Genomic DNA, 23,085 nt, shown 5'->3' with positions numbered 1-23,085 from the left:
GGCGCGCGCTCACGCGGCCTCAGGCCTGTCCGGTCGCTCTCTCATAGACCGCTCTGGCCTCGTCCCCCAGGGCGGGGCCGTAGATCGACTTGCCGGGGACGCCGTGCGTGATCACCGAGCTGACGTAGCCCCATCGGCGTTCCTGCTGGTAGTCGTAGATCCACGGCCCGCCGCTCGAGCCGCCGTGCGCGAGCGTCGAGCAGTTGATGGAGTAATGGAAGCCGGGCACCATCGGGCCGTTGTAGGCGATGTCCGTGCAGTTGTACTGCCACTCGGCGTTGCTCGGTGGGATGCCCGGATAGCCCCACAGGGCCGCGATGTAGGAGCCGCTCCGGTTGAACGACATGCCGTTGTAGCCCGTGACATCGCCGAGCCGGGCTCCGTCCCCGCGCGGTGCGACGGTGGCGAAGGCGAAGTCGTAGAAGTCGTCGCCGGTGTTGATCCACTTCTGGTGGACGTGGATCGTGTCGATCGTCCAGACGCCGTACTCGGGGCTGGGCCCGTAGTTGTAGTACGGGATGTACTGCGCGCTCCTGATGAAACCCCCACCCGGGCCGCCGTGGAGGCAGTGCGCCGCCGTGGCGATGACGTTGCGCGCATGGCCACCGACCGCGCTGGCCGAGCAGTAGACGAGCCCTCCGTCGGCGGTGACCAGGTAGATGGCGCCGACCGTCGGCGTGGCGAGCAGGCTCTGCGACGCGGTCGCCGCCGCCTGCCGCGCGGGCGGGGCTCCGGGGACGGTGTACTCGCGGCCGGGCGTCCCGGCGGGCGGGGCGACGGGCGGGACGTCGCGGTCGCGGGCCTGGCGGTCGGAGAGTTCCGCCGGTTTGGCCTGCGCCATGCGCTCCGGCGTCCAGAAGGCGGCGGCCTGGCGCTCGAGTTTCACGCTCACGATCGCGTCCGGGTCGGCGCTCGCCGCTGCGGGGAGCGCGGTGACGGTTCCGGCGAGGAGCAGGGCGCCCATGATCAGGCGTAGTCGTCTCATGGCTCCGTCTTAACGATCTCCAATGGCACCTCGGTTGGAACCAGCTGCAAACCGCACCCACCGCTCTCAGCGTGGTCGAGGTCCGGGCCGTAGGAGTAGAGCGCCCGAAACGTCGGCGTGATCAGCTCGTAGGCACCGGGGATCTCGGCGTACGGCACGGCCTCGGCTCGGGCTGAGCCGCAGTGTGCTCTACGAGCTGATGCGCTCGGGGCGGCTGCGCTCGGTCAAGGAGGGTCGTACCCGGCTCATCCCTGCGTCCGCTATCCGCGAGTACATCGCGCTCCTGGAGCGGGAGGCCGCCTGATGACCGAACGTCGTAGCCGTGGGGACGGCGGGCTGCACTGGGACGAGGCACGGCAACGCTGGATCGCTTCGGTGACGGTCGGCTACACCCCGGCGGGCAAGCGGATCGTGAAGAAGGCCAGCGGCAGGACCAAGACTGCGGCCATGAAGAGACTCAAGGAGATCATCCGCGACTACGAGGACGGGCTCCTGGTCTCCTCGACCGGCTACACCGTGGCCGACGCCGTACGGAACTGGCTGGAGTTCGGGCTCAGCGGCCGAGGGTCCGCGACGGTGGACAAGTGCTCGATCCTCGCGAACAAGCACATCATCCCTGGCCTGGGCGCGCGGAAGCTCGTCGACCTCACCGCGGATGACGTTGACCGCTGGCTGGCCGACAAGGCGAAGGAGCCGAGCACGCGGACGCTCCGCGAACTGCGCTCGATCCTCGTCCGGGCCATCTCCCGCGCTCAGGCTCGGGACAAGGTGAAGCGGAACGTCGCGCTGCTCTGCGAGATCCCCAGAGGAAAGGAGGGACATCCGTCCAAGTCGCTCACCCTCGACCAGGCGGAAGCCGTGCTCAAGGCGTCCGAGGGTACGGCGCTGCACGCCTACATCGTGCTCTCGCTGCTGCTCGGGGCTCGTACGGAGGAACTGCGGGCACTCACCTGGTCACACGTCGACCTCGACGGCACCCCGCCGTCCATCATGGTCTGGCGGTCGGTGCGAGAGGGCGGCGACACCAAGACCCGCAAGTCCCGGCGAACACTGGCCATGCCGAGGCGCTGCGCTGACGCGCTCAAACTCCACCGTGAGCGTCAGGAGGTGGCCAAGCGGGCGGCCGGTGACGACTGGCAGGACAACGGCCTCGTGTTCGCGTCCAAAGTCGGCACGGAGCTCGACGCGCACAACGTCCGGCGCTCGTTCCGGGCGGTGCTCAAGAAGGCCGGTCTGAACGAGAAGGAGTGGACACCCCGGGAGATGCGGCACAGCTTCGTCTCGCTGCTGTCGGACTCCGGAGTACCCCTGGAGAACATCTCCCGCCTGGTCGGCCACCGCAACACCTCGGTCACCGAGACCGTCTACCGCAAGCAGCTCCGCCCGATGCTCCTGGAAGGAGCTGAGGCCATGGACCAGCTTTTCCCGGACTGACTATGATCGCCAATCCGAACAAGATTACGAAGGATGTCGCATGTGGCCGTTCCGGAGAAAGAAGCATGAGCAAGTTGATCTGGAAGAGCGGTCACCAGAGCTTGGGATCAAGTACAAGGACCTGATGGTGATGCATCAGCTCACCAAGGCAGGAGCTGATCTTGAGCAGCCTCGTCATGTGGACTTCTACTTGTACGCCCCGACCCTCGATGCCGCTCAGAGCATCGCCAAGGAGGCCAACGGCGCCGGCTACGGCTTGCGTCCCGAGGTCGGGAAGCCCTCCCCGGAGCATCCGGACAGCTGGCCGGTGACCTGTGAAACGACCGCAGTGATCTCGCCTGACTTCGTGCGGGAGACGGGCAACCTGTTCGACGACCTTGCGGCTCGGTATCACGCCGAGTACGACGGTTGGGGAGCCGCAGCCACCCCGTGAGGCGTAGTCACTCAGTTGGTCACTCAGCAACGCAGAAGGCCACTCCCGATCTTTCGGAAGTGGCCTCTGACCTGGTGGAGATGAGGGGATTCGAACCCCTGACCCCTTCGATGCGAACGAAGTGCGCTACCGGACTGCGCTACATCCCCAAGACGTGGACTAGATTAGCAAACTTCCGGGGGCACTCGCGCCATCCAGAGCCACCGTCAGTCGCCGACCGCGCGGCGGGGTGTCTCGGCGTACTGATCGAAGAGCTCGTCGCGGAGCGCGGTCAGGTCGATGACCTCGGCCACCGGGCGCTGGGCCTCCAGCAGGGCGGCGCGGCGGCGGGCGCGTCTGGCACGTTCCGCGCGGGCCTTGGCGGCCGCTCTCCGCTGCTCGGCGTCGATCTGCACGGTGACCCGGAGAATGGCCAGATAGGCCCCCAGAAGCACCACGGAGGGCGCCACGCCCCACCAGGGGATGACCTGGACGGCGGCCGTCACCACGGAGGCGAGCAGGAGCAGCACGCACCAGAAGGTCAGCCGCCTGCGCTTGGCCACCTGCCTCCCCCTGCGGCGGAGCTCGGCGCGACGGCGCTCGGCCGCGACCCTCCGCGGGTTGGGCCGGCGGGCGGGCGGGGTCTCGGGCGCGGTCTGGGCACCCGTCGAGATCTCCCGGTCGGCGGGCGGCGACGCGTCGTCGCCCGGCGGGAACTCCGGCATGGTCCCGGTGGCGGAAAGGCCCCCCGAGGAGGACTCGGCCGGGGACTCCGGGGAGGATGCGTGCGGCGGCTCGACCAGGGTCTCGGTGGAATCCTCGTCGTAGGCGTACGACTCGGGGTCCTTGGTCGTCTCGACCAGGGTGTTGCGGTCGCGGCGCAGCCACATGGGCACGAGCACGCACAGCCACATAATGACAATGGCCAAATACAGGACAACGCTGCTCACGGCCACCTCCGGGCAGCATGAAGACGCGGGTGGTCTCCCGGCGCCTTCGATGTGCTCATGTCACGCACCGTAAGACCGCGTGTCACTATTTGACGAGCATTCGATGCGGTGTGTCGTGAGATCTTCAAACCTCTTCGTGCGGAGTGCCGCCATGAGCGGCCGCCTCACGGGCCCGCCGCCACCGCACAAGCAACCCTCTCGGCGCGTCTTCGACCGTGAGCGCGTAACAAATGTGGTCACGCCAGGCACCATCGATGTGCAAATGCCTACGTCTGATGCCCTCTTCCCTAAAACCAAGTTTTTCAACCACTCTGCGGCTTGCGTGATTTTCCGGACGGATATTGGCCTCGACCCGGTGCAGCCCCGTGGTGAAGAAGCAGTGATCGACCGCCATGGCGACCGCGGTGGGGGTGATCCCGCGACCGGCCAGCGCGCCGTCCACCCAGTAACCGATCTGTGCCGACCTGGCGGAGCCCCAGACGATGGCGCCCACGGTGAGCTGCCCGGCGAAGGCGCCCTCGTAGGTGATCACCCACGGTAGTGCGAGGCCCTGCCGGGCCTCCCTGCGGAGGGTTCCGGCCATCGAGATGTAGGGGCCGAGGCCGGTCTTGAAGAGGGGGGTCTCAGGATTGCTCGGCTCCCAGGGACGGAGCCAGTTCGCGTTGCGCAGCCGCGACTCCCGCCAGACGCGTACGTCCCGCAGCCGCAGCGGTCGAAGTCCTACCGGACCTTCCGTCAGGGTCACCGGCCAGCCACGAAGTCGATCCACGCCCTCCATCATCCCCCCAACACCACCCACCGTGCTATGGGAGGCGACGGGCCCGCGTGAAGGTACGAGTCAGCGAGGGTGGTCTCCCCCGCGGATCTGGTCCACGGCATGCCGGAGCACCGGCGCCAGCACGGCCATGCCGTCACGCACCCCTCCGGAGGAACCGGGCAGGTTGACGATCAGCGTGCCGCCCGCCTGCCCGGCGAGCCCGCGCGACAGGATCGAGGTGGGCACCTTCTCCCGGTTGACCTGGCGGATCGCCTCGGCTATGCCGGGGACCTCCCTGTCGATCACCCGCCGGGTCATCTCCGGGGTGAGGTCGGCCGGGGTCAGCCCGGTGCCGCCGGTGGTGACGATCACGTCGTACCCCTCGGCCACCCCGGAGCGCAGCGCCGCCTCGACCGGCTCGCCGTCGGGAACCACCCTCGGCCCGTCCACCTCGCACCCGGCCTCGGCGAGCAGCCCGGCCAGCAGCTTCCCGGACGTGTCCTGGTACGTCCCGGCGGCGGCCCGGTTGGACGCGGTGATCACCAGGGCTCTCATGAGGTTCCCCTGGTCCAGACGCCCGTCTTGCCGCCGGTCTTCTCCTCGACCCGGACATCGGTGATCACGGCGGCCGGGTCGACCGCCTTGACCATGTCGATCAGAGCGAGCGCGGCGACCGAGACCGCGGTCAGCGCCTCCATCTCGACCCCGGTACGGTCGGCGGTCTTGACCCGTACCGTGATCTCCACACCGTCGTCGACCACGGCCAGCTCGACCTTGACCCCGTGCAGCGCGATGGGGTGGCAGAGCGGGATCAGGTCGGGGGTCCGCTTGGCCCCCATGATCCCGGCGATCCGCGCGGTGCCGATCGCGTCGCCCTTGGGGACCTCCCCCGACCGCAGCAGCGCCACGGCCTCGGCCGAGAGCAGCACCCTGCCGGTGGCGGTCGCCGTACGGACGGAGACCTCCTTGGCCGAGACGTCCACCATGCGCGCCGCGCCGGTCTCGTCGATGTGCGTGAATCCAGTCACAGTGGGATGACCTCCACACTCGCGCCCTCGGGAAGTTCGACGACGTCCTCGGGGACCACGATCAGGGCGTTGGCCGAGGCCAGGGCGGCGAGCTGGTGCGAGCCCTGCCTGCGCACCGGGTCGACGGTGCCGCCGGGGCCGAGCACGCCGCGCAGGTAGGAGCGCTTGCCCTGGGGCGAGCGGAGCGGCCCGGTGGTGACCGCCCGCACGGTCGCCGTGGGCTCGGCGGCCAGACCGCCCATCTTCCGCAGCGCGGGCCGGACGAACACCATGAACGACACGAACGACGACACCGGGTTGCCCGGCAACGTGAAGATCGGGATGTGGTCCTCGCCGACCACGCCGAAGCCCTGGGGCATGCCCGGCTGCATGGCGACCCGCTCGAAGCGGACCGTGCCGAGCGGCCCGAGGGCCTCCTTGACCGGCTCGTACGCCCCCATCGAGACACCGCCGCTGGTGATCACCAGGTCGGCCCGCAGGAGCTGCGCGTCGAGCTGGTCGAGAAACCGCGCGGCGTCGTCGACGACGATCCCCGCCCGGTAGCCCTCGCCGCCCGCCTCGCGGACCGCGGCGATCAGGGCGAAGCTGTTGGACTCCCAGATCTGGCCGTCGCCCAGGGGCAGGCCGGGCTCGACCAGCTCGGCCCCGGTGGATATCACCACCACCCTCGGACGGGGCCGCACCAGCACCCGGCGACGGCCCACCCCGGCCAGCACTCCGAGCTGCGCGGGCCCGATCGGGGTACCCGCGGGCAGCACGACGTCACCGGCGCGCACGTCCTCTCCCGACCTGCGAATGGCGTTCCCCGGCGGCGCGGAGCGGTTGATCACCACCTGCGCGGTACCGCCGTCGGTCCACTCGACCGGGATCACCGCGTCGGCCCCGGCGGGCATCGGGGCCCCCGTCATGATCCGCATGACCATGCCGGGGCCGATGGCCTGCATCCGGCCGTCGCCGGCCGCGATGTCGTCGATCACCGGGAGCGTCACCGGGGCGCCGGCGACGTCCTCGGCCCGCACGGCGTAGCCGTCCATCGCGGAGTTGTCGAAGGGCGGCAGCGGAACCGGGGCCGTGACCTCCTCGGCCAGCGTGGTGCCCAGCGCCTGCTCCAGCTCCACCTCCAGCGGAGCGAGGACCCGGACCGTACGCAGGATGTCGGAAAGGTGGTCGTCGACCGATCTCATGGAGCTCATCGCGCGGCCAGGAACTCCTTGAGCCAGGGCAGGAACTCCGGTGCCAGGTCGGGGCGGTCGGCGGCGAACTGCACCACCGTACGGAGGTAGTCGAGCTTGTTGCCGGTGTCGTAGCGGCGGCCTCGGAACAGCACTCCGTGCACCGGGCCGCCCTGGTCGTTGCCGCGCCCGGCGAGGGTACGCAGGGCGTCGGTGAGCTGGATCTCGTTGCCGCGCCCCGGCGGGGTGTTCTCCAGGACCTCGAAGACGGCCGGGTCGATCACGTACCGGCCGATGACCGCCCAGTTGGACGGGGCCTCGTCCGCGGGGGGCTTCTCCACCAGGTCGGTCACCCTGACCACGTCGTCCTCGCCGGTGGGCACGATGGCGGCGCAGCCGTACAGGGAGACCTGCTCCCTGGGGACCTCCATCAGCGCGATGACGCTGCCGCCGTACACGCCGCGTACCTCGATCATGCGCTTGAGGAGCTCGTCGCGGTAGTCGATGAGGTCGTCACCGAGCAGGCACGCGAAGGGGCTGTCGCCCACGTGCTGCTTGGCGCAGAGGACCGCGTGGCCGAGGCCGCGCGGCCTGCCCTGCCGTACGTAGTGGATGGTGGCCAGGTCCGCGGGCTCGCGTACCTGGGAGAGGCGCTCGTCGTCGCCCTTGGCCTCCAGGGCCTCCTCAAGCTCGATCGCCCGGTCGAAGTGGTCCTCGATGGAACGCTTGTTCTTCCCGGTGACCATGAGGACGTCGAGCAGTCCGGCGGAGACCGCCTCCTCGACGACATACTGGATCGCGGGCTTGTCGACGATCGGCAACATCTCCTTGGGGGTCGCCTTGGTCGCCGGAAGAAAACGGGTGCCCAGACCCGCCGCGGGGACAACGGCTTTCGTCACAGCATCGAAGTCGGCCATAACCGAAACCATAGTGGAGGGACCCGTGGACAAGCTGAGGCTGCGTGCCACTGTCGAGGCGGCGCGGGCCGCGATCCCCGATGAGCGGCGCCATGCGGCCTCCGTCCAGATCAGGGAATCCCTGCTGGAGCGGCCCTGGGTCCAGATGGCCGGGCTCGTCGCGTGCTACTGGTCGATCGGGACGGAGCCCGCGACCCACGGGCTGGTCTTCGCCCTGTGGAAGCACGGCGCGACCGTGATCCTGCCCGTGCTCCGCGACGACGCCGATCTCGACTGGGCCGTGTACGACGGCCCGGACACCCTGACCCCCGGCCGCTTCGGGATCATGGAACCGGTCGACACCCGCCGCGGCGTCGACGCGATCAGGACCGCGGCACTGGTGATCGTGCCCGCGCTGGCGGTGGACAGGTCCACCGGGGTACGGCTCGGGCGGGGCGGCGGCTCCTACGACCGGGCACTGGCCAGGGTCGGCCCGAACGTGCCGACCGTGGCGCTGCTGCACGAGGGCGAGTTGCTCGACGACGTGCCCGCCGAGCCGCACGACATGGCGGTCCGCTACGCGGCGACGCCCGAGGGGATCTTCAGGACGGGCGCCACGGGCACCTGAGCCAGCACGCGGGGCACCCGGCCGCCCGAGAAACCTCCGACGCCGGCGCCTCAGACACGCGACCGACCCGGAGACCTCCACAACCGGCGCCGGGAACATGTGCCCGACCACGGTGAGTCACCGGAGCCGGCATCGTGAACACACAATCCCCGCCTGTCCCGGGCCGGCGTGCACCCGGGCCGTGACCCGCTGTGCGCGTGGGGCGTGTGTGACGCCCGTTTCGAATGCGACACAATGGTCCCCACAGACAGAGAGGGGACCAGATGGGGCTGGACGTCTGGCTGCTTCTCGGGGCCGGAGTCGTCATCGCGGCCGTCGTCGCCGTACGTGTCGCCCACTGGAGCGGACTGCCCAGCCTTCTGATCTTCCTGGGCTTCGGAGTGCTCCTCGGTGAGTCCGGGCTCGGGCTGCAGTTCGAGAACCCTGAGCTCGCCCAGCAGATAGGCCTGATCGCGCTGGCGATCATCCTGGCCGAGGGTGGCCTGACCACCACCTGGAGCCACGTCAAGGGAGCCATTCCCACCGCCCTGGTGCTCGCCACCGTCGGCGTGGGGGTGAGCATCGCGGCCGTCGCGATCTCGGTGCACCTGATCCTCGACCTGGACTGGCGGACCGCGCTGCTGCTCGGCGCGATCCTCGCCTCCACCGACGCCGCCGCCGTCTTCTCCGTACTACGCCGCCTGCCTCTACCCGCGCGCCTCGCGGGCATCCTGGAGGCCGAGTCGGGTTTCAACGACGCGCCCACGGTGATCGCGGTGATGCTGCTGAGCACCGCCACCTCGCCCAGCCTCGGGGTCGCGCTGTTCGACGTGCTCTTCGAGCTGGTGGTGGGCGCGGCCATCGGCCTGGCGGTCGCCCCGCTCGGCATCTACGCGCTACGCCGCATCGCGCTCCCCGTCTCCGGCCTGTATCCCATCGCGGTGCTGGCCCTCGCGTTCGTCGCCTACGCGGGAGCCGTGTTGCTGCACGGCAGCGGCTTCCTGGCGATCTATCTCGCGACGCTGGTCATGGGCAACTCCCGGATGCCACACCGCGCGTCCTCGCGAGGTTTCGCCGAGGGCGTGGCCTGGCTGGCCCAGATCGGCCTCTTCGTCATGCTCGGGATACTGGTCAGCCCTTCGGAGATGCCGACCGCGGTCGTACCCGGCCTGGTCGCCGGGCTGATCCTGGTCGCGGTGGCCCGCCCTCTGTCGATCATGGTTTCCGCCTTCCTGACCCGTCTGACGGGCATCGCCAGGCTCAGCTGGCGGGAACAGGCGTTCCTGTCGTGGGCCGGGTTGCGCGGCGCGGTGCCCATCGTGCTCGCGACCATCCCCTGGGCCGCCACCTCCATCGAGAACGGCACGGCCAAGCTCGTGTTCAACGAGGTCTTCGTGATCGTCGTCGTCTACACGCTGCTGCAGGGGCCGACCCTGCCGTTCGTGGCGAAGCTCCTCGGGCTGTCCACCCCCGACGAGGCCCGCGACCTGGAGGTCGAGTCGGCGCCGCTGGAGGAACTCAACGCCGACCTGCTCCAGGTCAAGGTGCCGCCGACGTCCAAGCTGCAGGGCGTGGAGATCTTCGAGCTGCGACTGCCCCGCGACGCCCAGGTGACGCTGATCGTCAGGGAGGGCCGGACGTTCGTCCCCACCGACTCCACCAGGATCAAGGTCGAGGACCAGCTCCTGGTCGTGACGACGGCCGCCTGCCGGGACACCGTCGAGCGCCGGATGCGGGCGATCAGCCGCAAGGGCAAACTCGCGGGCTGGTACGGCGAGCGTGGCGTCTGATCGAGATCTCCCTTCGGAATGCGAAGACGCCAACTCGCGTTTAAGCTTGTCGGCTGCGTACCATTAGCAGTCGCGCCACTAGAGTGCCAATCGGCGCGGACCATACGAGGAGGAGCGCGTGCCCACCTACCAGTACGCCTGCAGTGCCTGTAACCACCAGTTCGAAATCGTCCAGAAGTTCTCCGACGACGCTCTCACCGAGTGCCCGAGCTGCGCGGGTGACCTGCGCAAGGTGTTCTCCGCGGTCGGCATCGTCTTCAAGGGTTCGGGCTTCTACCGGACCGACAGCCGGTCGTCCTCGTCCAGCACGGTGAGCTCGTCGACCTCCTCGGACTCGTCCGGCTCGTCGAAGTCGTCCGACTCGTCGAGCTCCTCGACCTCGTCGGACTCGAAGTCCGACGCCAAGCCGGCGAAGGTGGCGAGCAGTCCGGCCCCCGCGGCGTCCTAGGCTCCCGGCCGCCGAGAGGCCCAGGGACGCCAGGGCTGCCATCGGGGGCCCGGTCCAGAGCGCTCATCTCGGCGCCCGGTATCCACAGGCCGCCGTGTGGACTCCCGCAGGAGGTTATCCACAGGCAGTCCCCCGGGCTCCTCAAGTACCCTGCCATGGCGCTAATCTCGGCGCCATGGGCACTCGCGCGGACATCGGAGTCATCGGCGGCTCGGGCTTCTACTCGTTGCTCGACGACGCCACAGAGGTCGAGATCACCACACCGTACGGGCCACCGAGCGACGTCGTCACCGTCGGCCGCATCGGATCGCGCTCGGTCGCCTTCGTGCCCCGCCACGGCCGCGACCATCGCTTCCCGCCGCACCTCATCCCCTACCGGGCGAACCTGTGGGCACTGCGCTCCCTCGGCGTGCGCCAGGTCCTCGCCCCCAGCGCGGTCGGCTCGCTGCGCCCCGAGATCGGCCCCGGCGCCCTGGTCGTCCCCGACCAGCTCATCGACCGCACCGCCGGCCGCGTACAGACCTACTACGACGAGGGCGGCGTCGTCCATGTCGCTTTCGCCGACCCCTACTGCCCCTCGGGCCGCGAGGCGGCGGTCTCCAGCGCGCGTTCCTCCGACTGGGAGGTGTCCGACGGCGGCACCCTCGTGGTCATCCAGGGCCCGCGCTTCTCGACCCGCGCGGAGTCCCGCTGGTTCAGCGGCAACGGCTGGTCGATCGTCGGCATGACCGGCTTCCCCGAGGCCATCCTCGCCCGCGAGCTGGCCCTCTGCTACACCTCGATCTCCCTCGTCACCGACCACGACGCCGGGGTCGAGGCGGGTGAGGGGGTCACCCACGAGGAGGTCCTCGCCTTCTTCGCCACCAACGTCACCCGGATGCGCTCCCTGATCGGCGACGTCGTCACCGCCCTCCCCGAAGACCGCACCTGCCCCTGCCCCACCGCCCTCGACGGCCTCAAGCTCCCCTTCGACCTCCCCGACTGAGCCCACACCTTGCCGGGAAGGTCCTTCCTCAAGGGGGGACCACCCGGTCCACGGCACCGCTCCCCTTCGCCTCGCCGCTGAGCCTCCGCCTCCCAATGATCACCGCTCTCCGGGGTTCTGGAGAGCCTCGACCTCCCAGACCGAACCCGTACCCCGGGAAGAGTCGTTCCTCAGGAAACATCACCTCGGCGATCATCCATTTCATGGAGATCGTCAACCCGCCATCCAGCGGGAGTCGTCCCTGTCCCGCCACCTGGTGGGCATCCCGTCACGGGCACCGCGCCGCCCGGCTCCCATCCATGGAGTCAGCCATGCGCGCCCTGCGCCGCCTCCTCGGCCGCCGTCACCGCCTGCTCGCCGCCCTCGTCGCCGCCCTGGCGATGGGATGCGCCCTGCTGGCCCTGCGCCCGGACACCGCCTCAGTGATCGTCCTGACCGCCGCCAGGGATCTCCCCGGCGGCGTGCTGCAGGGGACCGACCTGACACCCGCGGCCCTGAGGCCCGACACCGTCCCCGACGGCGCCCTGAGACCCGGCACGCCGTTCGCCGGAAAGATCCTGGCCGGTCCCGCACGGCGCGGGGAGCCGCTGACCGACGTCCGCCTGCTCGGCCCCGGCCTGCTGGCCGCCCACGGCCCCGGAACGGTCGCCACCCCGGTCCGCGTCGCCGACCCCGAGACCGCGCGCCTGCTCTCGCCGGGTGACGTGGTGGACGTGCTCGCCGCCGCCACCTCGACCTGGGACGGCACCGCCCCGGCGACAACCGTGGCCGAGGACGTCACGGTCCTGGCCACCCCGGACGAGAAGTCCGAGCGAGGCGCCCTGGTCGTGCTGGCCACCACCTCGGCCCAGGCGACCGAACTGGCCTCCGCCCAGGCCGGCGGACGGCTCTCCATCACGATCGGCGCCCGCACGAGGTGATTCCCAGGAGCGTGCTCCCAGCGCCAGGGCCAGGCGTGTCCCACAGATCTTGTGTGGCGCTATCGGGCTTCGGCCGACGGGAGTGGTGGCTGGTGCTGTGCGCCCCAGTCCCATAGTGCTTGGAGGACGGGGCCGAGGCGGTGCCCGTCTGAGGTGAGTGTGTAGTGCACCCGAGGCGGCCAACCGGGCCGGCGGCGGCGATCGAGCACACCGGCTTCTGTCAGGTGCGCCAGCCGATCGGACAGGACCTTGTCCGATAGCGCGGGCAGGGCATGGCGGAGTTCGGTGAAGGTGCGGTCGCCTTGCAGGAATTCGCGGATCACCAGGGTCGTCCAGCGGCCATGCAGCGCCGCGAGGGTGATCTCCACCGGACAGGAGGGGGTGGGTTCGGTGACGTGCGCGCGGGGGTCGTCGGGCAGGCCCTGCCGGACCGGGTGACCAACCGTTTGGTGAGCCACGAGGGCGCCTCCTAGCGTTGCCGCGTCTGACTGATTTCTACCTCATGGAAGGACATGCATCGATGATGCGGCAGCTTGCTGAACGTCCCGAGGACGTGCCCATGGTGTTCGCCGAGCGGTTCAACACCGGTGACGTGGAGGCGGTGGCGGAAGTTTATGAGAGCGGGGCGATGTTCGTCCCCGAACCGGGCTCACCGCTGACCGGGCAGGAGGTCCACGCCGCCAATGAACGATTCTTGGATCTCGGGCTGCCGATCACCGTTCGGCCGCGGCACGTATACACCACGGGCGACATCGCCTTGCTGATCGTCGACTGGCTCATCGACGGCACGGACCGCGATGGCCGGCCTGTCCGCATCGAGGGCACCGCCACCGATGTCGCCCGACGCGGGCAAGATGGGCGCTGGCGGTACGCCATCGACAACCCTTTCGGCGTGCAACCAGGAATCGGCGGCCGAACACCCCCTCCGTAGCCCGCCCCAGGTGCCGTCCATCGACCAGCGGCGACGCCGCTGGATGACACGCGTCACGCACCGTACGGGCGCCTTGTAGCGCCCGCGCGGTGCGTTGACGGCACGGCGGCCCGGGCCGGGGAAGGGAGGGCCGCCGTGCCTGCTCAGAAGTGGCCGATAGTGGCCGAGGTGGAGGTGAGCGCCCAGCGGTGCAGGAGCGCGGTCATCTCGGCCTCGCGCATCTGCGCCTTGAGCCCCTCAACGGTGCGGTCACAGAGGAGCAGCGGTTCTGGGGTGGGCCAGGTGGCGATGGCGTGGAAGAGGCGGCTACCGGTGCCGTAGAGCACGGCCCAGCCGGGCCAGGTGATCTCCAGCATCGCGGCTTCGGCGCGGGCCTCGTGGTCCCAGGTGTAGTGCGGCACGGGAGGGGCGGCCCGGCCGTCGCGGTGGCGCCCGCGCGGGCGGGCGGGCCGTCGCCGGATCATGAGATCACCTGCCCGGTGGCCTGCTCCTGCGTTTCCCCGGTGGGGGTCTCCGTGACGGCGGCCGCCTGGGCATTGGCCTCCTTGGCGATGGCCTCCTGCCGGTCGGTCTCGGCCCGGAGCGTGTCGAGGGTGTCGGCGTCGATGGTCCGTTCGGCTCCGGCATGGAACGCGGCCAGGGAGAAGGGCTCCTCCCTGCTGGCCCACAGCCGTCCGGCGTCACTGAGGATCAGCCGCCAACCGGGGATGGTCGACTCTGGGGTGCTGGAACTAACATCGTCCACTGATTGGACCTCCATCCGATCAAGGGCCCGTCCGGACGTTGGTAGCGGAGGACGGGCCCGCTTCATGGGGCAGGGCAGGACACGGAGGGGTGCGCCGTACGGACCGGACGGCCGGTACGAAGACGGGGTGACCGCTACGCGACGCAGAGCGCAGGCGGTCGTTCGCCCGGGACGGGGCATGCAGCGATACCTGCCCCCGGGCTGGGGCGGTCTGGTGCGGGCGGACCTGGCCAGGGGTGCCTGGCGACGGTGGCAGGGCACCCGGGGCGGCGATACCGGTACGGCGGGCTCGGCAGCCAGGACCTGCTCGGAACGACACTGGACGGGTATCGATGGGGTCGCCTCTGTCGGAGCCCCTTGGGCACACCACTGAGCGACCACCGGCATGGCCACCTCAGCCGGGACCTGCGCGGTAGACCTCTGAGCGGGCACCAGCGGGATCGCCTCGGCCGGAGCGACGAGTACGAGCGGTTCGAAACAGGGCAGGGAAAGGTCTCCGCTACGGCGGGCCTGCAGGCGGGTGGCCATCAGAGCGCCGGAGGGCTGGATGTACTCGTGATGGGCAGGTTGGTCGAGGCAGCCGTGCGCGTAGGGGGCATGCCCACAGGAGGCGCATCCCATCGGCATCGGCGGCGCGTCGGCGAAACAGCCGCAGTCGCTTGTCATGGTCCGGTCAAGGGCCGGAGCACTAGGGTTACTCACGGATCAGGACTCACTTCCTGGTCAAGGGCCCGTCCAGACGTTTGCACCGTCGGGCGGGTCCGTCTTTCAGAAGGGGACACCTCGCAAGCAAGGCATGCCTACGCGTGTCCATGCGTGCCTAGGCATGTCTAGGCACGTCTGGGGTCGCCCAGGCATGCCAACAACGAATACGGTCGCTAACATGATCGATTTCGAGCCTGGCCGACCTAAGTGGGAGCAGGTCGCAGAGACGTTCGAGCAGCGCATCCACAGCGGTGAATGGCCACCCGGACACAAGGTCCCAAGCATCGTGGCGATCATGGGCGACTATGCCGTCGGGAACAACACCGCTCGTCATGTCCTCCGCTACCTGCGCGATCTGGGCCTCGTCAAGCTCGTTCCCAGCCTTGGAACCTTCGTGTTGCCACCCGAGCACGCCAGGCAGAACAATCCCGGAGACGCGCGGACCACGAAGCCATAACGGAGCCCCAACGGCCCCAACCAACTCGATCCGCAAGGCAGAGCAGTGATCCAGTGTCATTATGATCTCACCCAGAGTAGTGATGTTGGGCCATCATGCGCCTGCACCGCGCACTACGGCAAGCGTTCCTCATATATTTCTGCCTTCTCCGCGCATTGTCACTGCCCCCTGAAGCACGGAGGATGCCAAGATGCCGGATCTGACACTCACTCCCGCGTGGCGCAAATCCACCCTTAGCGACGGCGGCAACGGCTGCGTCGAGGTGGCCACCAACCTGCCGGGCGTCGTCGCCGTCCGCGACAGCAAGGACCCGTCAGGCCCCGTCAGGCCCCGTCAGGCCCCGTACTGACCTTCTCCCCAACGACCTGGCACAGCTTCCTCTCAGGCATCCGCAGTGGAGAAATCTGACCTGACGCCGAGTACCGCACGGCTGGAACGCGAGAAAACCGTCCGATCGCGCGGAAGCTCGTGCTGACGTTCAAGCGCCTCACCGCAGCGCGTACCTGTCCCCCGAAAGATCCACAGCGCTCGTCGCCGTGGTGAACAGTAAGGAGTGAGGAGTGACCATGCTCCCTCCCGGCCTGTCCGGCGCCGAGTTCCGTAAGTCCAGCTACAGCAACAGTGGGGATGCGTGCGTGGAAGTGGCCACGAACCTGCCGGGCGTCGTCGCCGTCCGCGACAGCAAGGACCCGTCCGGTCCCGCGCTCGCCTTCTCCCCTGCTGCCTGGAACGACTTCCTCACGGGCATCCGTACGGGAGAAATCTGAGACCACCGCAGGATCTCCTCGTCCGGCGGTGCCGGATGATGATTTCAGGAACGACAGGTGGCCCCACCTTCGGACGAGTTCAGGCGCCACCTGTATGGCCGCCTTCGCTCTGATCACCAATGAGATCTGCCCACCCCCGGTAGTCGTGTGGGCCTCGCCAGGGAGCATAACGATGCGGAGGCGGGGCGCCCCCTGTCTCGATGCTCGTCTACCGTGTCGCGCATGGACCTCAGCGCCTACCGCGGATACCTCCTGGACTCGGTCGTCGTCCACTCCGACTCTGCCGCCAGCACTGCGAGAATCAGCCTCACAAGCGAAGCCGATGACACCGCGGTCATCGAGCTATTCGGCGTTGTCCATGTGACGATGGACAGCCCGGATGTCGAGGGCGACTTCATCGACGAGGCCGTTGTCAGGGATCTGCCGAGGACCGGAGCCTGGCCAGCTGACGCCCATCACCTTCTTCACCTTCACAACAACGACAGCGAGCTGGTCTGGCTTAAGGTAATCGGTCCCCAGAAGGTCGAGATGGTGGCAAGGAGGCTCACCACCGAACATCGAAGTGGGGCCAGATCCAGTGTGTGTTTGGCCCCACCCGGACGGCTTGGGTTCTAAAGGTGGTCGCAACACCTAACCCTGAAGGGTGTTGCCATGACCGAGGCGCGTCGGACAGGCGGATTCCAGCGATCTTTGCAACACGGGGTCAATCGACTGTTGCGATGAGCTTAGCGAAGAGCTCAGTGGGGGTCTGCCAACTGAGGATCTTGCGGGGGCGGTTGTTGAGTTCGGCGGCGACGGCGTCGAGCTGGTCGGTGGGCCGCTGGTGGATGAGCTTGCCGGGGTCGATGAAGCGGGTAGCGCGCTGGTCGACGCGGCGTCGGCGGCCTTGAGCCTCTCCATTGCCCGGATCTTCCGGTGGGCGCGCAGCAGCGCGAGGAGGGAAGGCGCCACGATGCGAGCAGCGGCCGGCCGATCCAGGCCAGGAAAGAGGCGCGGAGGACCGCCGCCCAGAGTGCTCCGGTGACGAGGACCACGCGACTTCTCTTGAGCCACTGGACGGATGGGCGCGCTCTCGCCTGGCCTGGCGGGCGCAATGCCTCACATTCCGGGCAAATTGGCGAGGCCATAGCGAGCGGCCGGAGCCTGGGTAACGCAGGCCCAGTAACGGTCGCCGTAGGACCAGTGCCACCACTCGGTCGGGTAATTGATCATGCCGACTCTGTCGAGCGCCGCGCTCAGGACGCGGCGGTTCTCCATGGCCTCGGGTGTTACCTCGGTGCTCGCGGTGTGACACGCCTCCGTGTCGGTGTCGTTGACCTCGGTGCCGAGCCACAGTTCCGCGCCGTCGGCGTCGCACAGCGTCAGGTCGACGGCGCCGCCGGCCACGTGCGGGGCCACCTCGGGCGGAGAGATGTAGCGGCTGGCCTGCCGCCGGTACCAGTCGTCGTCCTGGCCGGGCCGGGTGACGCGCAGCCGGTCGACGTGCGCGCCGAAGTAGCGGGCCTGTAGGGCAAGCGGGCGGTAGCCCTCGACGACCAGGAGATACAGGTTGGGCGGCAGCAGCGACTGGGCGGTGACGAGCCGGTCCACGACGCTGCGGCGCAGGTGCGCGTACGCGGTGCCGGTGCCGGCCATGCGCGGGTCGACGCGGAGCGCGGCCACGGTGCGCAGGTCGATCAGCGCTTCGCCGCATTCCTCTATCGGCATGTCGCTGACCGCGGGATCGGAGAGAAGAATCATTTCCTGTCCTTCGGGTGGTAGGTCGTGAACACCCCGGTAGGCCGCCCGGTCAGATGATCGGACGGCCTGCCGAAGATCAGGGGGTCACTGCTTCGTGGGCATGTGACCGAAGGTGCTCCACTGGGCGCCCAGGCTGGCGTACGGGGCGAAAGACGGGACGCCGCCGGCCGCGCTGCTTCGCCAGGCGAAGAGCTGGTCGTTGCCGTTCAGGCCGAGCAGGTCGGTCTTGCCGTCGGCGTCATAGTCGGCGACCAGGTAGCTCGTCACCGTCTTCCAGCCGTCGGAGACGTGAATGCTGTTGCCACGCGACAGGGCGCCGCCGGAACTGGTGTTCGGAACGACCCAGAACTGGTCGGCCGAAGCGGCGTCCCAGCCACCGATGTCCACCTTGCCGTCGCCCGTGAAGTCACCGATGACGAGCTTGGTCAGCGTGCTCCACTGGGCACCGAGACTGGCGTACGAGGCGAACGCCGGGGTGCCACCGCTGGCCAGGTTGCGCCAGGCGAAGAGCTGGTCGTTGCCGTTCAGGCCGAGCAGGTCGGTCTTGCCGTCGGCGTCCCAGTCGGCCACCCAGACATTGGTGACGGACTTCCAGCCGTCGGAGACGTGAATGCTGTTGCCACGCGACAGGGCGCCGCCGGAACTGGTGTTCGGAACGACCCAGAACTGGTCGGCCGAAGCGGCGTCCCAGCCACCGATGTCCACCTTGCCGTCGCCCGTGAAGTCGGCGATCACAAGCTTGGTCAGCGTGCTCCACTGCGCGCCCAGGCTGACATAGGCCGCCAAGGACGGGTGGCCGGGAGTGCTGGTGTTGCGCCACACGAAGAGCTGGTCGTTGCCGTTCAGGCCGAGCACGTCGGACCTGCCGTCACCGTCGTAGTCGGCCAGCCAGTACCGGGTGACCATCTTCCAGCCGTTCGACAGATGGATACTGGCCCCGCGGGTCAGGCTGCCCGGCGTGCTGGTGTTCGGCACCAGCCACATGTCGTCGCCGCTCGTACCCAGGCCAAGGACGTCACTCTTGCCATCACCGTCAAAGTCGACCAGTCGGGTGCCCAGGGCGTCGGCCTCCGGGCCGGGGACCGGGTCGTCGACGATGTTGTTGTAGCGGATCGGGCGGTAGTTCTGCATGCTCGACCATGACTCGTCGCCCTTTTGGCCGTGCGAGTTGACCGTCGGGCCCTTGGCCCAGTCGTCCCGCCAGCCGTCACCGTCCGGGTCGTCGCCGCCGTTCAGCGAGTACGTCCACGCGCCTGCCGTGTGATCGGCGGCGTTCTTCCAGCGGACGAACAGCTCGATATGGCCGTCATTGCCGCCCTTGAGTATCGCGTCGCCCGGTTTCAGGTCGTGCAGGCTGCCCAGATACGTCTTACCGGACCACGATTCGAAGTCGGTGGTGCTATTGCCGCCCTTACCGGAGTTCGCGGTGATGTGCCAGGCCATCGAGACCAGGCCGGAGCAGTCGGGGCCGTACTTGTGGGCGCCTTCGGCATCCGTCGTGAGGGAGCTGGGGAAGCGGGTGAGGTTGTAGCGGACGGCCCGGTCCACCCAGTTCTGGGCGCGGGCCAGCACCTCGGAGCGGGTGATCTGGCCGCCGTACTGCGAGGCGGCGTCGGCGGGAGTGGTGGTGATCATGGTGCCCGCGAAGCCGATGGCCGCGGCCACCATCACGCTAAGGGAACCGGAGATCAGACGATTGAGGTTCATGAGTGCCTTCCAGAGTCGAGATCGACTGACTCTGGAAGGGTGTGCCGGGGCGCTGAAACTTCGATGGAATCGCGCGGGAGGCCGGCTTTCAGCCGGCCGTGAGCTCTCCGTACTCGCGGGCTCCGTGGTCGTGGAAGACCTTGACGGCGCGCTCGCGCAGGGCCGTCGCGGCGTCGGAGTCGCCCCTGGCTTCGTGCAGCAACGCCAGGTCGCGCTCGGTGCGGGCGCGCCACAGCGGGGCGTCCATGCCGTTCCACACGTCCATCGCCGCGGCCAGGCAGGAGGCCGCATCGCGCTGGTTGCCGGCGGCCAGGTGCAGTTCGCCCAGAGTGCGCAGGGTGACGCCCAGGCCCCAGCGGTCGCCCATCGCCTGGCAGACCGACAGCACGCCCTCCAGCGGGGCCAGCGCCCGGTCGGTGTGCCCCTGGCGGAGCTGCGCCTTGGCCCAGGTGCGGACCGAGTACGCCTCCATCAGTTTGTCGCCGAGCCGGGCGAAGATGCGCCTGGCGGCCTCGGCCGTCTCGATCGCCGGGGCGTAGTCGCCGGTCGCCCGGTGGAACAGGCTGATCGTGCGCAGCGTCACCCCTTCGCCTCTGCTGCTGCCGGTCCGCCGGTAGGTGGCCAGCGACTCCTCCAGGCCGGCCCACGCGGCGGGGTAGTCACCGCGCTCCAGCCGTACGGAGGCGGCCAACCGTACCGGGTAGACGGCGCCGACCTCTCGGGCGAAGTGGTCGAACCCCTTGAGCAGGGCGACCGCCTCGTCCAGAAAGTGCAGCGCCTCCACCAGACGGCCGGCCTCGCGGCAGATGATGCCCAGACCGGACAGTGTGACCGCCTGGCCGCGCGCGTCGCCCAGGTCGCGGAAGGCGGTCAACGCCTCGTCCAGGACTCGGCGCGCCTCGGGGAAGCGGTCCTGGTCGTAGCGCAGGCGGCCCAGTTCGGCCAGCATCGTGGCCTCGCCGTACCGGTTGCCCGCTCGGCGGGCCGCGGCCAGGGCGGCCTGATCGATCCGTTCGCGCGCCTCGAACCGGTTGACACCCAGGAACGATGGGCCCAGCCGGGCCGAGGCGAACTGGCAGACCAGGTCGTGCAGGCCGAGCGCGGCGGCCCGCTCCACGCCGACGACGAGCGTGGGCTGTTCGATGGCGAACCAGTCGTGCGGGTCGGCCAGCACGCTCGCGACCAGGTCGCGGTCCAGCGGCGCCGCGTCGATCGCGGGAGACGGCCAGCCGATCTCATCGGATGGCGCGTCTGCGGTCACGTGGCCCGCGAGCGTCAGCCAGCCGCCCAGCACCCGGCCGACGGCCGCCTCCAGCGCCTCCGCCGGTTCCTCCGCCTCGGCCCGCTCCCGGCTGTGGATGCGGACCAGGTCGTGGACGCGGTACCGGGGTGCGCCCAGGTCGTCGACCCGGCTGAAGTCCACCACCTGGGCATCGACGAGGCATTCGACCAGGGCCTCGGCGTCCTGGGCTGAGGTGCCGGTCAGCCAGCCGACGATCCACGGTGCGAACTCCGAGACGCCCAGGTGACCGAGGCGGCGCAGCGCCTGGCGAGCGGCCGGGTCCAGCCCTCGGTAGCCGAGCTCCAGTCCGGCCCGCACCTCCAGGTCGGCGATGGCCAGCTCGTCCAGGCGGCGGCGTTCGTCGGACAGTCGGTCGGCCAGCAGCCGCAGTGGCCAGCGCTGGCGAGTGGCCAGCCGGGCCCCGGCGATACGGATGGCCAGCGGCAGCCGGCCGCACAGCTCGACGATCTCCTTGGCCACTTTCGCTTCGGCGGCCACGCGGGGGGCGCCGACGATCCGCACGAGCAGGTCGACGGCCTCGGCGGGGTCCTGCACCTCCAGGTCGGTACGGCGGACGCCGGACAGGCCGCCCAGGCGGTTGCGTGAGGTGATCATGACGGCGCAGCCGTCGCCGCCTGGCAGCAGGGAGCGTACCTGCCGTTCACCGGCGGCGTCGTCCAGCAGCACCAGCACCCGGCGCCCGGCGAGCAGCGCCCGGTACATGTCAGCCCGTTCCTCGGTGCCCGCGGGTATGGCGGCCGATGCCACGCCGAGCGCCGTGAGGAAGCGGCCGAGGACCTCGACCGGCTCGGCGGGGGCGTCGGTCATACCGCGCAGTTCCGCGTACAACTGGCCCTCGGGAAAACCGGCCGCCACGTGATGGGCGACATGGACGGCGAGCGCCGATTTGCCGACGCCGCCGCGTCCGGCGATGACCTGGATGGCGGGGGCGGGCTCGGTCAGCTGGACGACCAGGGCAGAGATCTCGGCCGTGCGGCCGGTGAAGTCGGCCGGCGCCAGCGGCAACTGGGCGGGCACCGCCACCCGGATGGACCGGTCCGCCGTCGGCGCCCGCAGGGCCGGGTCGCCGCGCAGGATCGCCTGGTTCAGGGCGGCCAGCTCGGGCCCCGGGCTGACTCCCAGCTCCTCGGCCAACACCCGGCGGCCTTCGCGGAAGCTGGCCAGCGCGTCCGACTGGCGGCCGAGGCGATAGAGCGCGGTCATGTACTGGCCGCGCAGCCGCTCGTTGGCGGGGTGGTGGCCAACGAGCGCTGCCAGTTCGGCGACGAGCCGGCCGTGCTCGCCCAGGTCCAGGCCGGCGGCCATCCGCTCCTCGGTCGCCGACAGCCGGAGCTGTTCGAGCCGGGCGATCTCCCCGGCCAGCAGGGACGTCTGTAGCCCGGCCAAGGCGGGCCCCCGCCACAGCCCAAGCGCGTCGCCGAGCAGCCCGAAACGCTCCTCGGCGGTGGCCGCCCCCCTGGCCTGGCCGACGAGGCCCGCGAAGCGGTCCGCGTCCAGCGTCCCGGCGGGGATCCTGGCCAGGTAGCCGGGCGTGCGGGTGACGATCACGTCGTTCGCGCCGTGCCGGGCCAGCGCCTGGCGCAGCGTCTTGACGTACGTCTGGATCGTCGCCCGCGCGCTGCCGGGCGGACTGTCCGGCCAGATGACGTCGACCAGGCGCGGCAGCGGCACCACGTGACCGTGTTCGAGCAGCAGTGCCGCCAGCAGCGTCCGCGGTTTGGTCCCACCCAGTGGGACCGGTACGCCACCGGCCATCACCTCGACCGGTCCCAGGACCCGAAACTCCACCGCCGCCCCTTCCCTGTTGATGACCGGATGCCCGGCGCGCATCACCGCGCGATATGCGTGCCGGACCGGCTCCCGTACGGTCAGTAGAATCGGTGACCCCGGTATAGATTCGGTATATGTCAAGGTAGCGAATGTATTGCGGCAAATCGTGGGAGATACACCTGCTCTCCGGAGTCCGATGAGGGGCGGAGTCTGCGTGGATTTTCCCGTCCTAAAGCCGCTCGGCGTCTCCCTTGACGGCCGGCCGTCCCGATCGGGCTAATGCGACACGACCTGCACCACATGTGACCGCAAGCGGCCGGAAAACCTGGATCGGACCGGCGGTAAGTCAAGCGGTGGCACGCCGAACCGCTCTTTCGAAAAGCCGGGGATCGCGCCGATAAAGGTGGTGGTCCGGCATCCCCACCCGTGAGGGCGACCTGCCCGCACCACTGAAATTTTCATACATCCGCTGAATTCTTCGTGCCCAGGAGCAGGTCAGCGGTACGGCCTGGGGAAACGTCCTGTACACGCGCACGAAACAGGCCAAACATGGGAGCGCTCCCATATGAGCGTTTC

The 23,085-nt window shown here is 69.4% G+C and carries 27 protein-coding genes, 1 tRNA gene and 1 pseudogene; 14 read left to right on the top strand and 15 right to left on the bottom strand.

Features of this window, described 5'->3' with window-relative positions; genetic code table 11:
• Positions 1–19: 19 nt before the first annotated feature.
• Positions 20–985, bottom strand: coding sequence for a trypsin-like serine peptidase (locus tag ABT061_RS47410; protein ID WP_350930288.1), 966 nt, complete (start codon positions 983–985; stop codon positions 20–22).
• A 172-nt stretch (positions 986–1,157) separates the two neighbouring features.
• Between ABT061_RS47410 and ABT061_RS47405 the strand changes: the two genes are divergently transcribed.
• From ABT061_RS47405 to ABT061_RS47395, 3 genes are read left to right on the top strand one after another with little or no spacing between them, the layout of a single operon-like run.
• Positions 1,158–1,289 (top strand): helix-turn-helix domain-containing protein, encoded by a 132-nt coding sequence (locus tag ABT061_RS47405; protein ID WP_350930300.1) that lies wholly within the window; start codon positions 1,158–1,160, stop codon positions 1,287–1,289.
• The gene (locus tag ABT061_RS47400; protein ID WP_350930287.1) at positions 1,289–2,419 is read left to right on the top strand and encodes a site-specific integrase; all 1,131 of its coding nucleotides are present in this window, start codon (positions 1,289–1,291) and stop codon (positions 2,417–2,419) included. The genes ABT061_RS47405 and ABT061_RS47400 overlap by 1 nt, the downstream gene beginning before the upstream one ends.
• A gap of 40 nt (positions 2,420–2,459) precedes the next feature.
• On the top strand, positions 2,460–2,852 hold the full coding sequence (locus tag ABT061_RS47395; protein WP_350930286.1) for a ribonuclease E inhibitor RraB: 393 nt from the start codon (positions 2,460–2,462) through the stop codon (positions 2,850–2,852).
• 72 nt (positions 2,853–2,924) lie between these two features.
• Here ABT061_RS47395 and ABT061_RS47390 read toward each other — a convergent pair.
• The 7 genes from ABT061_RS47390 to galU form a co-directional block, all read right to left on the bottom strand.
• Positions 2,925–3,001 (bottom strand) — tRNA-Ala (locus ABT061_RS47390).
• A gap of 57 nt (positions 3,002–3,058) precedes the next feature.
• A complete protein-coding gene (gene sepX, locus ABT061_RS47385) occupies positions 3,059–3,781 on the bottom strand; it encodes a divisome protein SepX/GlpR (RefSeq protein WP_350930285.1) in 723 nt (240 codons plus the stop codon).
• A 124-nt stretch (positions 3,782–3,905) separates the two neighbouring features.
• On the bottom strand, positions 3,906–4,559 hold the full coding sequence (locus ABT061_RS47380) for a GNAT family N-acetyltransferase (protein ID WP_350930299.1): 654 nt from the start codon (positions 4,557–4,559) through the stop codon (positions 3,906–3,908).
• Positions 4,560–4,619: 60 nt separating this feature from the next.
• Positions 4,620–5,093, bottom strand: a complete 474-nt coding sequence (locus tag ABT061_RS47375) for a MogA/MoaB family molybdenum cofactor biosynthesis protein (RefSeq protein ID WP_350930284.1) — start codon at positions 5,091–5,093, stop codon at positions 4,620–4,622.
• A complete protein-coding gene (gene moaC / locus ABT061_RS47370) occupies positions 5,090–5,566 on the bottom strand; it encodes a cyclic pyranopterin monophosphate synthase MoaC (protein ID WP_350930283.1) in 477 nt (158 codons plus the stop codon). The genes ABT061_RS47375 and moaC overlap by 4 nt, the downstream gene beginning before the upstream one ends.
• Positions 5,563–6,750, bottom strand: coding sequence for a molybdotransferase-like divisome protein Glp (gene glp, locus ABT061_RS47365; RefSeq protein ID WP_350930298.1), 1,188 nt, complete (start codon positions 6,748–6,750; stop codon positions 5,563–5,565). The genes moaC and glp overlap by 4 nt, the downstream gene beginning before the upstream one ends.
• A gap of 5 nt (positions 6,751–6,755) precedes the next feature.
• Positions 6,756–7,655 (bottom strand): UTP--glucose-1-phosphate uridylyltransferase GalU, encoded by a 900-nt coding sequence (gene galU / locus ABT061_RS47360; protein ID WP_350930282.1) that lies wholly within the window; start codon positions 7,653–7,655, stop codon positions 6,756–6,758.
• A 25-nt stretch (positions 7,656–7,680) separates the two neighbouring features.
• On the opposite strand from galU, the gene ABT061_RS47355 reads away from it, so the two are divergent.
• From ABT061_RS47355 to ABT061_RS48535, 3 genes and pseudogenes are all read left to right on the top strand, one after another.
• A complete protein-coding gene (locus tag ABT061_RS47355) occupies positions 7,681–8,262 on the top strand; it encodes a 5-formyltetrahydrofolate cyclo-ligase (protein WP_350930281.1) in 582 nt (193 codons plus the stop codon).
• A gap of 263 nt (positions 8,263–8,525) precedes the next feature.
• Positions 8,526–10,031 (top strand): potassium/proton antiporter, encoded by a 1,506-nt coding sequence (locus tag ABT061_RS47350; protein ID WP_350930280.1) that lies wholly within the window; start codon positions 8,526–8,528, stop codon positions 10,029–10,031.
• A 118-nt stretch (positions 10,032–10,149) separates the two neighbouring features.
• Positions 10,150–10,290: pseudogene (locus ABT061_RS48535) on the top strand (FmdB family zinc ribbon protein); the annotation flags it as partial.
• A gap of 14 nt (positions 10,291–10,304) precedes the next feature.
• Here ABT061_RS48535 and ABT061_RS48530 read toward each other — a convergent pair.
• Entirely contained in the window at positions 10,305–10,436 is a 132-nt protein-coding gene (locus tag ABT061_RS48530; RefSeq protein WP_502991641.1) for a hypothetical protein, read from the bottom strand.
• 218 nt (positions 10,437–10,654) lie between these two features.
• Between ABT061_RS48530 and ABT061_RS47340 the strand changes: the two genes are divergently transcribed.
• Together ABT061_RS47340 and ABT061_RS47335 are read left to right on the top strand one after the other, a co-directional pair.
• Complete coding sequence (locus ABT061_RS47340; protein WP_350930278.1) at positions 10,655–11,464, top strand: S-methyl-5'-thioadenosine phosphorylase; 810 nt, start codon at positions 10,655–10,657, stop codon at positions 11,462–11,464.
• Positions 11,465–11,775: 311 nt separating this feature from the next.
• On the top strand, positions 11,776–12,384 hold the full coding sequence (locus ABT061_RS47335; RefSeq protein ID WP_350930277.1) for an RcpC/CpaB family pilus assembly protein: 609 nt from the start codon (positions 11,776–11,778) through the stop codon (positions 12,382–12,384).
• 59 nt (positions 12,385–12,443) lie between these two features.
• On the opposite strand, the gene ABT061_RS47330 is transcribed toward ABT061_RS47335, so the two are convergent.
• Positions 12,444–12,842: a winged helix-turn-helix transcriptional regulator gene (locus ABT061_RS47330; protein WP_350930276.1), complete on the bottom strand. Its 399-nt coding sequence runs from the start codon at positions 12,840–12,842 to the stop codon at positions 12,444–12,446.
• Positions 12,843–12,859: 17 nt separating this feature from the next.
• Between ABT061_RS47330 and ABT061_RS47325 the strand changes: the two genes are divergently transcribed.
• Positions 12,860–13,315, top strand: a complete 456-nt coding sequence (locus tag ABT061_RS47325) for a YybH family protein (protein ID WP_350930275.1) — start codon at positions 12,860–12,862, stop codon at positions 13,313–13,315.
• Positions 13,316–13,458: 143 nt separating this feature from the next.
• Here ABT061_RS47325 and ABT061_RS47320 read toward each other — a convergent pair whose 3' ends face one another.
• Positions 13,459–13,779, bottom strand: a complete 321-nt coding sequence (locus tag ABT061_RS47320) for a hypothetical protein (RefSeq protein ID WP_350930274.1) — start codon at positions 13,777–13,779, stop codon at positions 13,459–13,461.
• Positions 13,776–14,060 carry a hypothetical protein gene (locus tag ABT061_RS47315; protein ID WP_350930273.1) on the bottom strand — a complete coding sequence of 95 codons (285 nt, stop codon included), beginning with the start codon at positions 14,058–14,060 and terminating at the stop codon, positions 13,776–13,778. The genes ABT061_RS47320 and ABT061_RS47315 overlap by 4 nt, the downstream gene beginning before the upstream one ends.
• Before the next feature lie 883 nt (positions 14,061–14,943).
• On the opposite strand from ABT061_RS47315, the gene ABT061_RS47310 reads away from it, so the two are divergent.
• From ABT061_RS47310 to ABT061_RS47290, 5 genes are all read left to right on the top strand, one after another.
• Positions 14,944–15,222 carry a GntR family transcriptional regulator gene (locus ABT061_RS47310; protein ID WP_350930272.1) on the top strand — a complete coding sequence of 93 codons (279 nt, stop codon included), beginning with the start codon at positions 14,944–14,946 and terminating at the stop codon, positions 15,220–15,222.
• A gap of 190 nt (positions 15,223–15,412) precedes the next feature.
• Positions 15,413–15,571 carry a DUF397 domain-containing protein gene (locus ABT061_RS47305; protein ID WP_350930271.1) on the top strand — a complete coding sequence of 53 codons (159 nt, stop codon included), beginning with the start codon at positions 15,413–15,415 and terminating at the stop codon, positions 15,569–15,571.
• The gene (locus ABT061_RS47300; RefSeq protein ID WP_350930297.1) at positions 15,568–15,630 is read left to right on the top strand and encodes a hypothetical protein; all 63 of its coding nucleotides are present in this window, start codon (positions 15,568–15,570) and stop codon (positions 15,628–15,630) included. Before ABT061_RS47305 ends, ABT061_RS47300 begins: the two co-directional genes overlap by 4 nt.
• Positions 15,631–15,788: 158 nt before the next feature.
• On the top strand, positions 15,789–15,989 hold the full coding sequence (locus ABT061_RS47295; RefSeq protein WP_350930296.1) for a DUF397 domain-containing protein: 201 nt from the start codon (positions 15,789–15,791) through the stop codon (positions 15,987–15,989).
• Between the two features lie 222 nt (positions 15,990–16,211).
• The gene (locus tag ABT061_RS47290; protein WP_350930270.1) at positions 16,212–16,604 is read left to right on the top strand and encodes a hypothetical protein; all 393 of its coding nucleotides are present in this window, start codon (positions 16,212–16,214) and stop codon (positions 16,602–16,604) included.
• 483 nt (positions 16,605–17,087) lie between these two features.
• On the opposite strand, the gene ABT061_RS47285 is transcribed toward ABT061_RS47290, so the two are convergent.
• The 3 genes from ABT061_RS47285 to ABT061_RS47275 form a co-directional block, all read right to left on the bottom strand.
• Positions 17,088–17,729 carry a M15 family metallopeptidase gene (locus ABT061_RS47285; RefSeq protein ID WP_350930269.1) on the bottom strand — a complete coding sequence of 214 codons (642 nt, stop codon included), beginning with the start codon at positions 17,727–17,729 and terminating at the stop codon, positions 17,088–17,090.
• Positions 17,730–17,813: 84 nt separating this feature from the next.
• On the bottom strand, positions 17,814–19,436 hold the full coding sequence (locus tag ABT061_RS47280; RefSeq protein WP_350930268.1) for an FG-GAP repeat domain-containing protein: 1,623 nt from the start codon (positions 19,434–19,436) through the stop codon (positions 17,814–17,816).
• A gap of 88 nt (positions 19,437–19,524) precedes the next feature.
• The gene (locus ABT061_RS47275; RefSeq protein ID WP_350930267.1) at positions 19,525–22,527 is read right to left on the bottom strand and encodes an AfsR/SARP family transcriptional regulator; all 3,003 of its coding nucleotides are present in this window, start codon (positions 22,525–22,527) and stop codon (positions 19,525–19,527) included.
• Between the last annotated feature and the right edge of the window lie 558 nt (positions 22,528–23,085).

The organism is Streptosporangium sp. NPDC002544 (genome assembly GCF_040295965.1).
Taxonomy (GTDB): domain Bacteria; phylum Actinomycetota; class Actinomycetes; order Streptosporangiales; family Streptosporangiaceae; genus Streptosporangium.
This window is presented reverse-complemented; position numbering and strand designations above follow the sequence as displayed.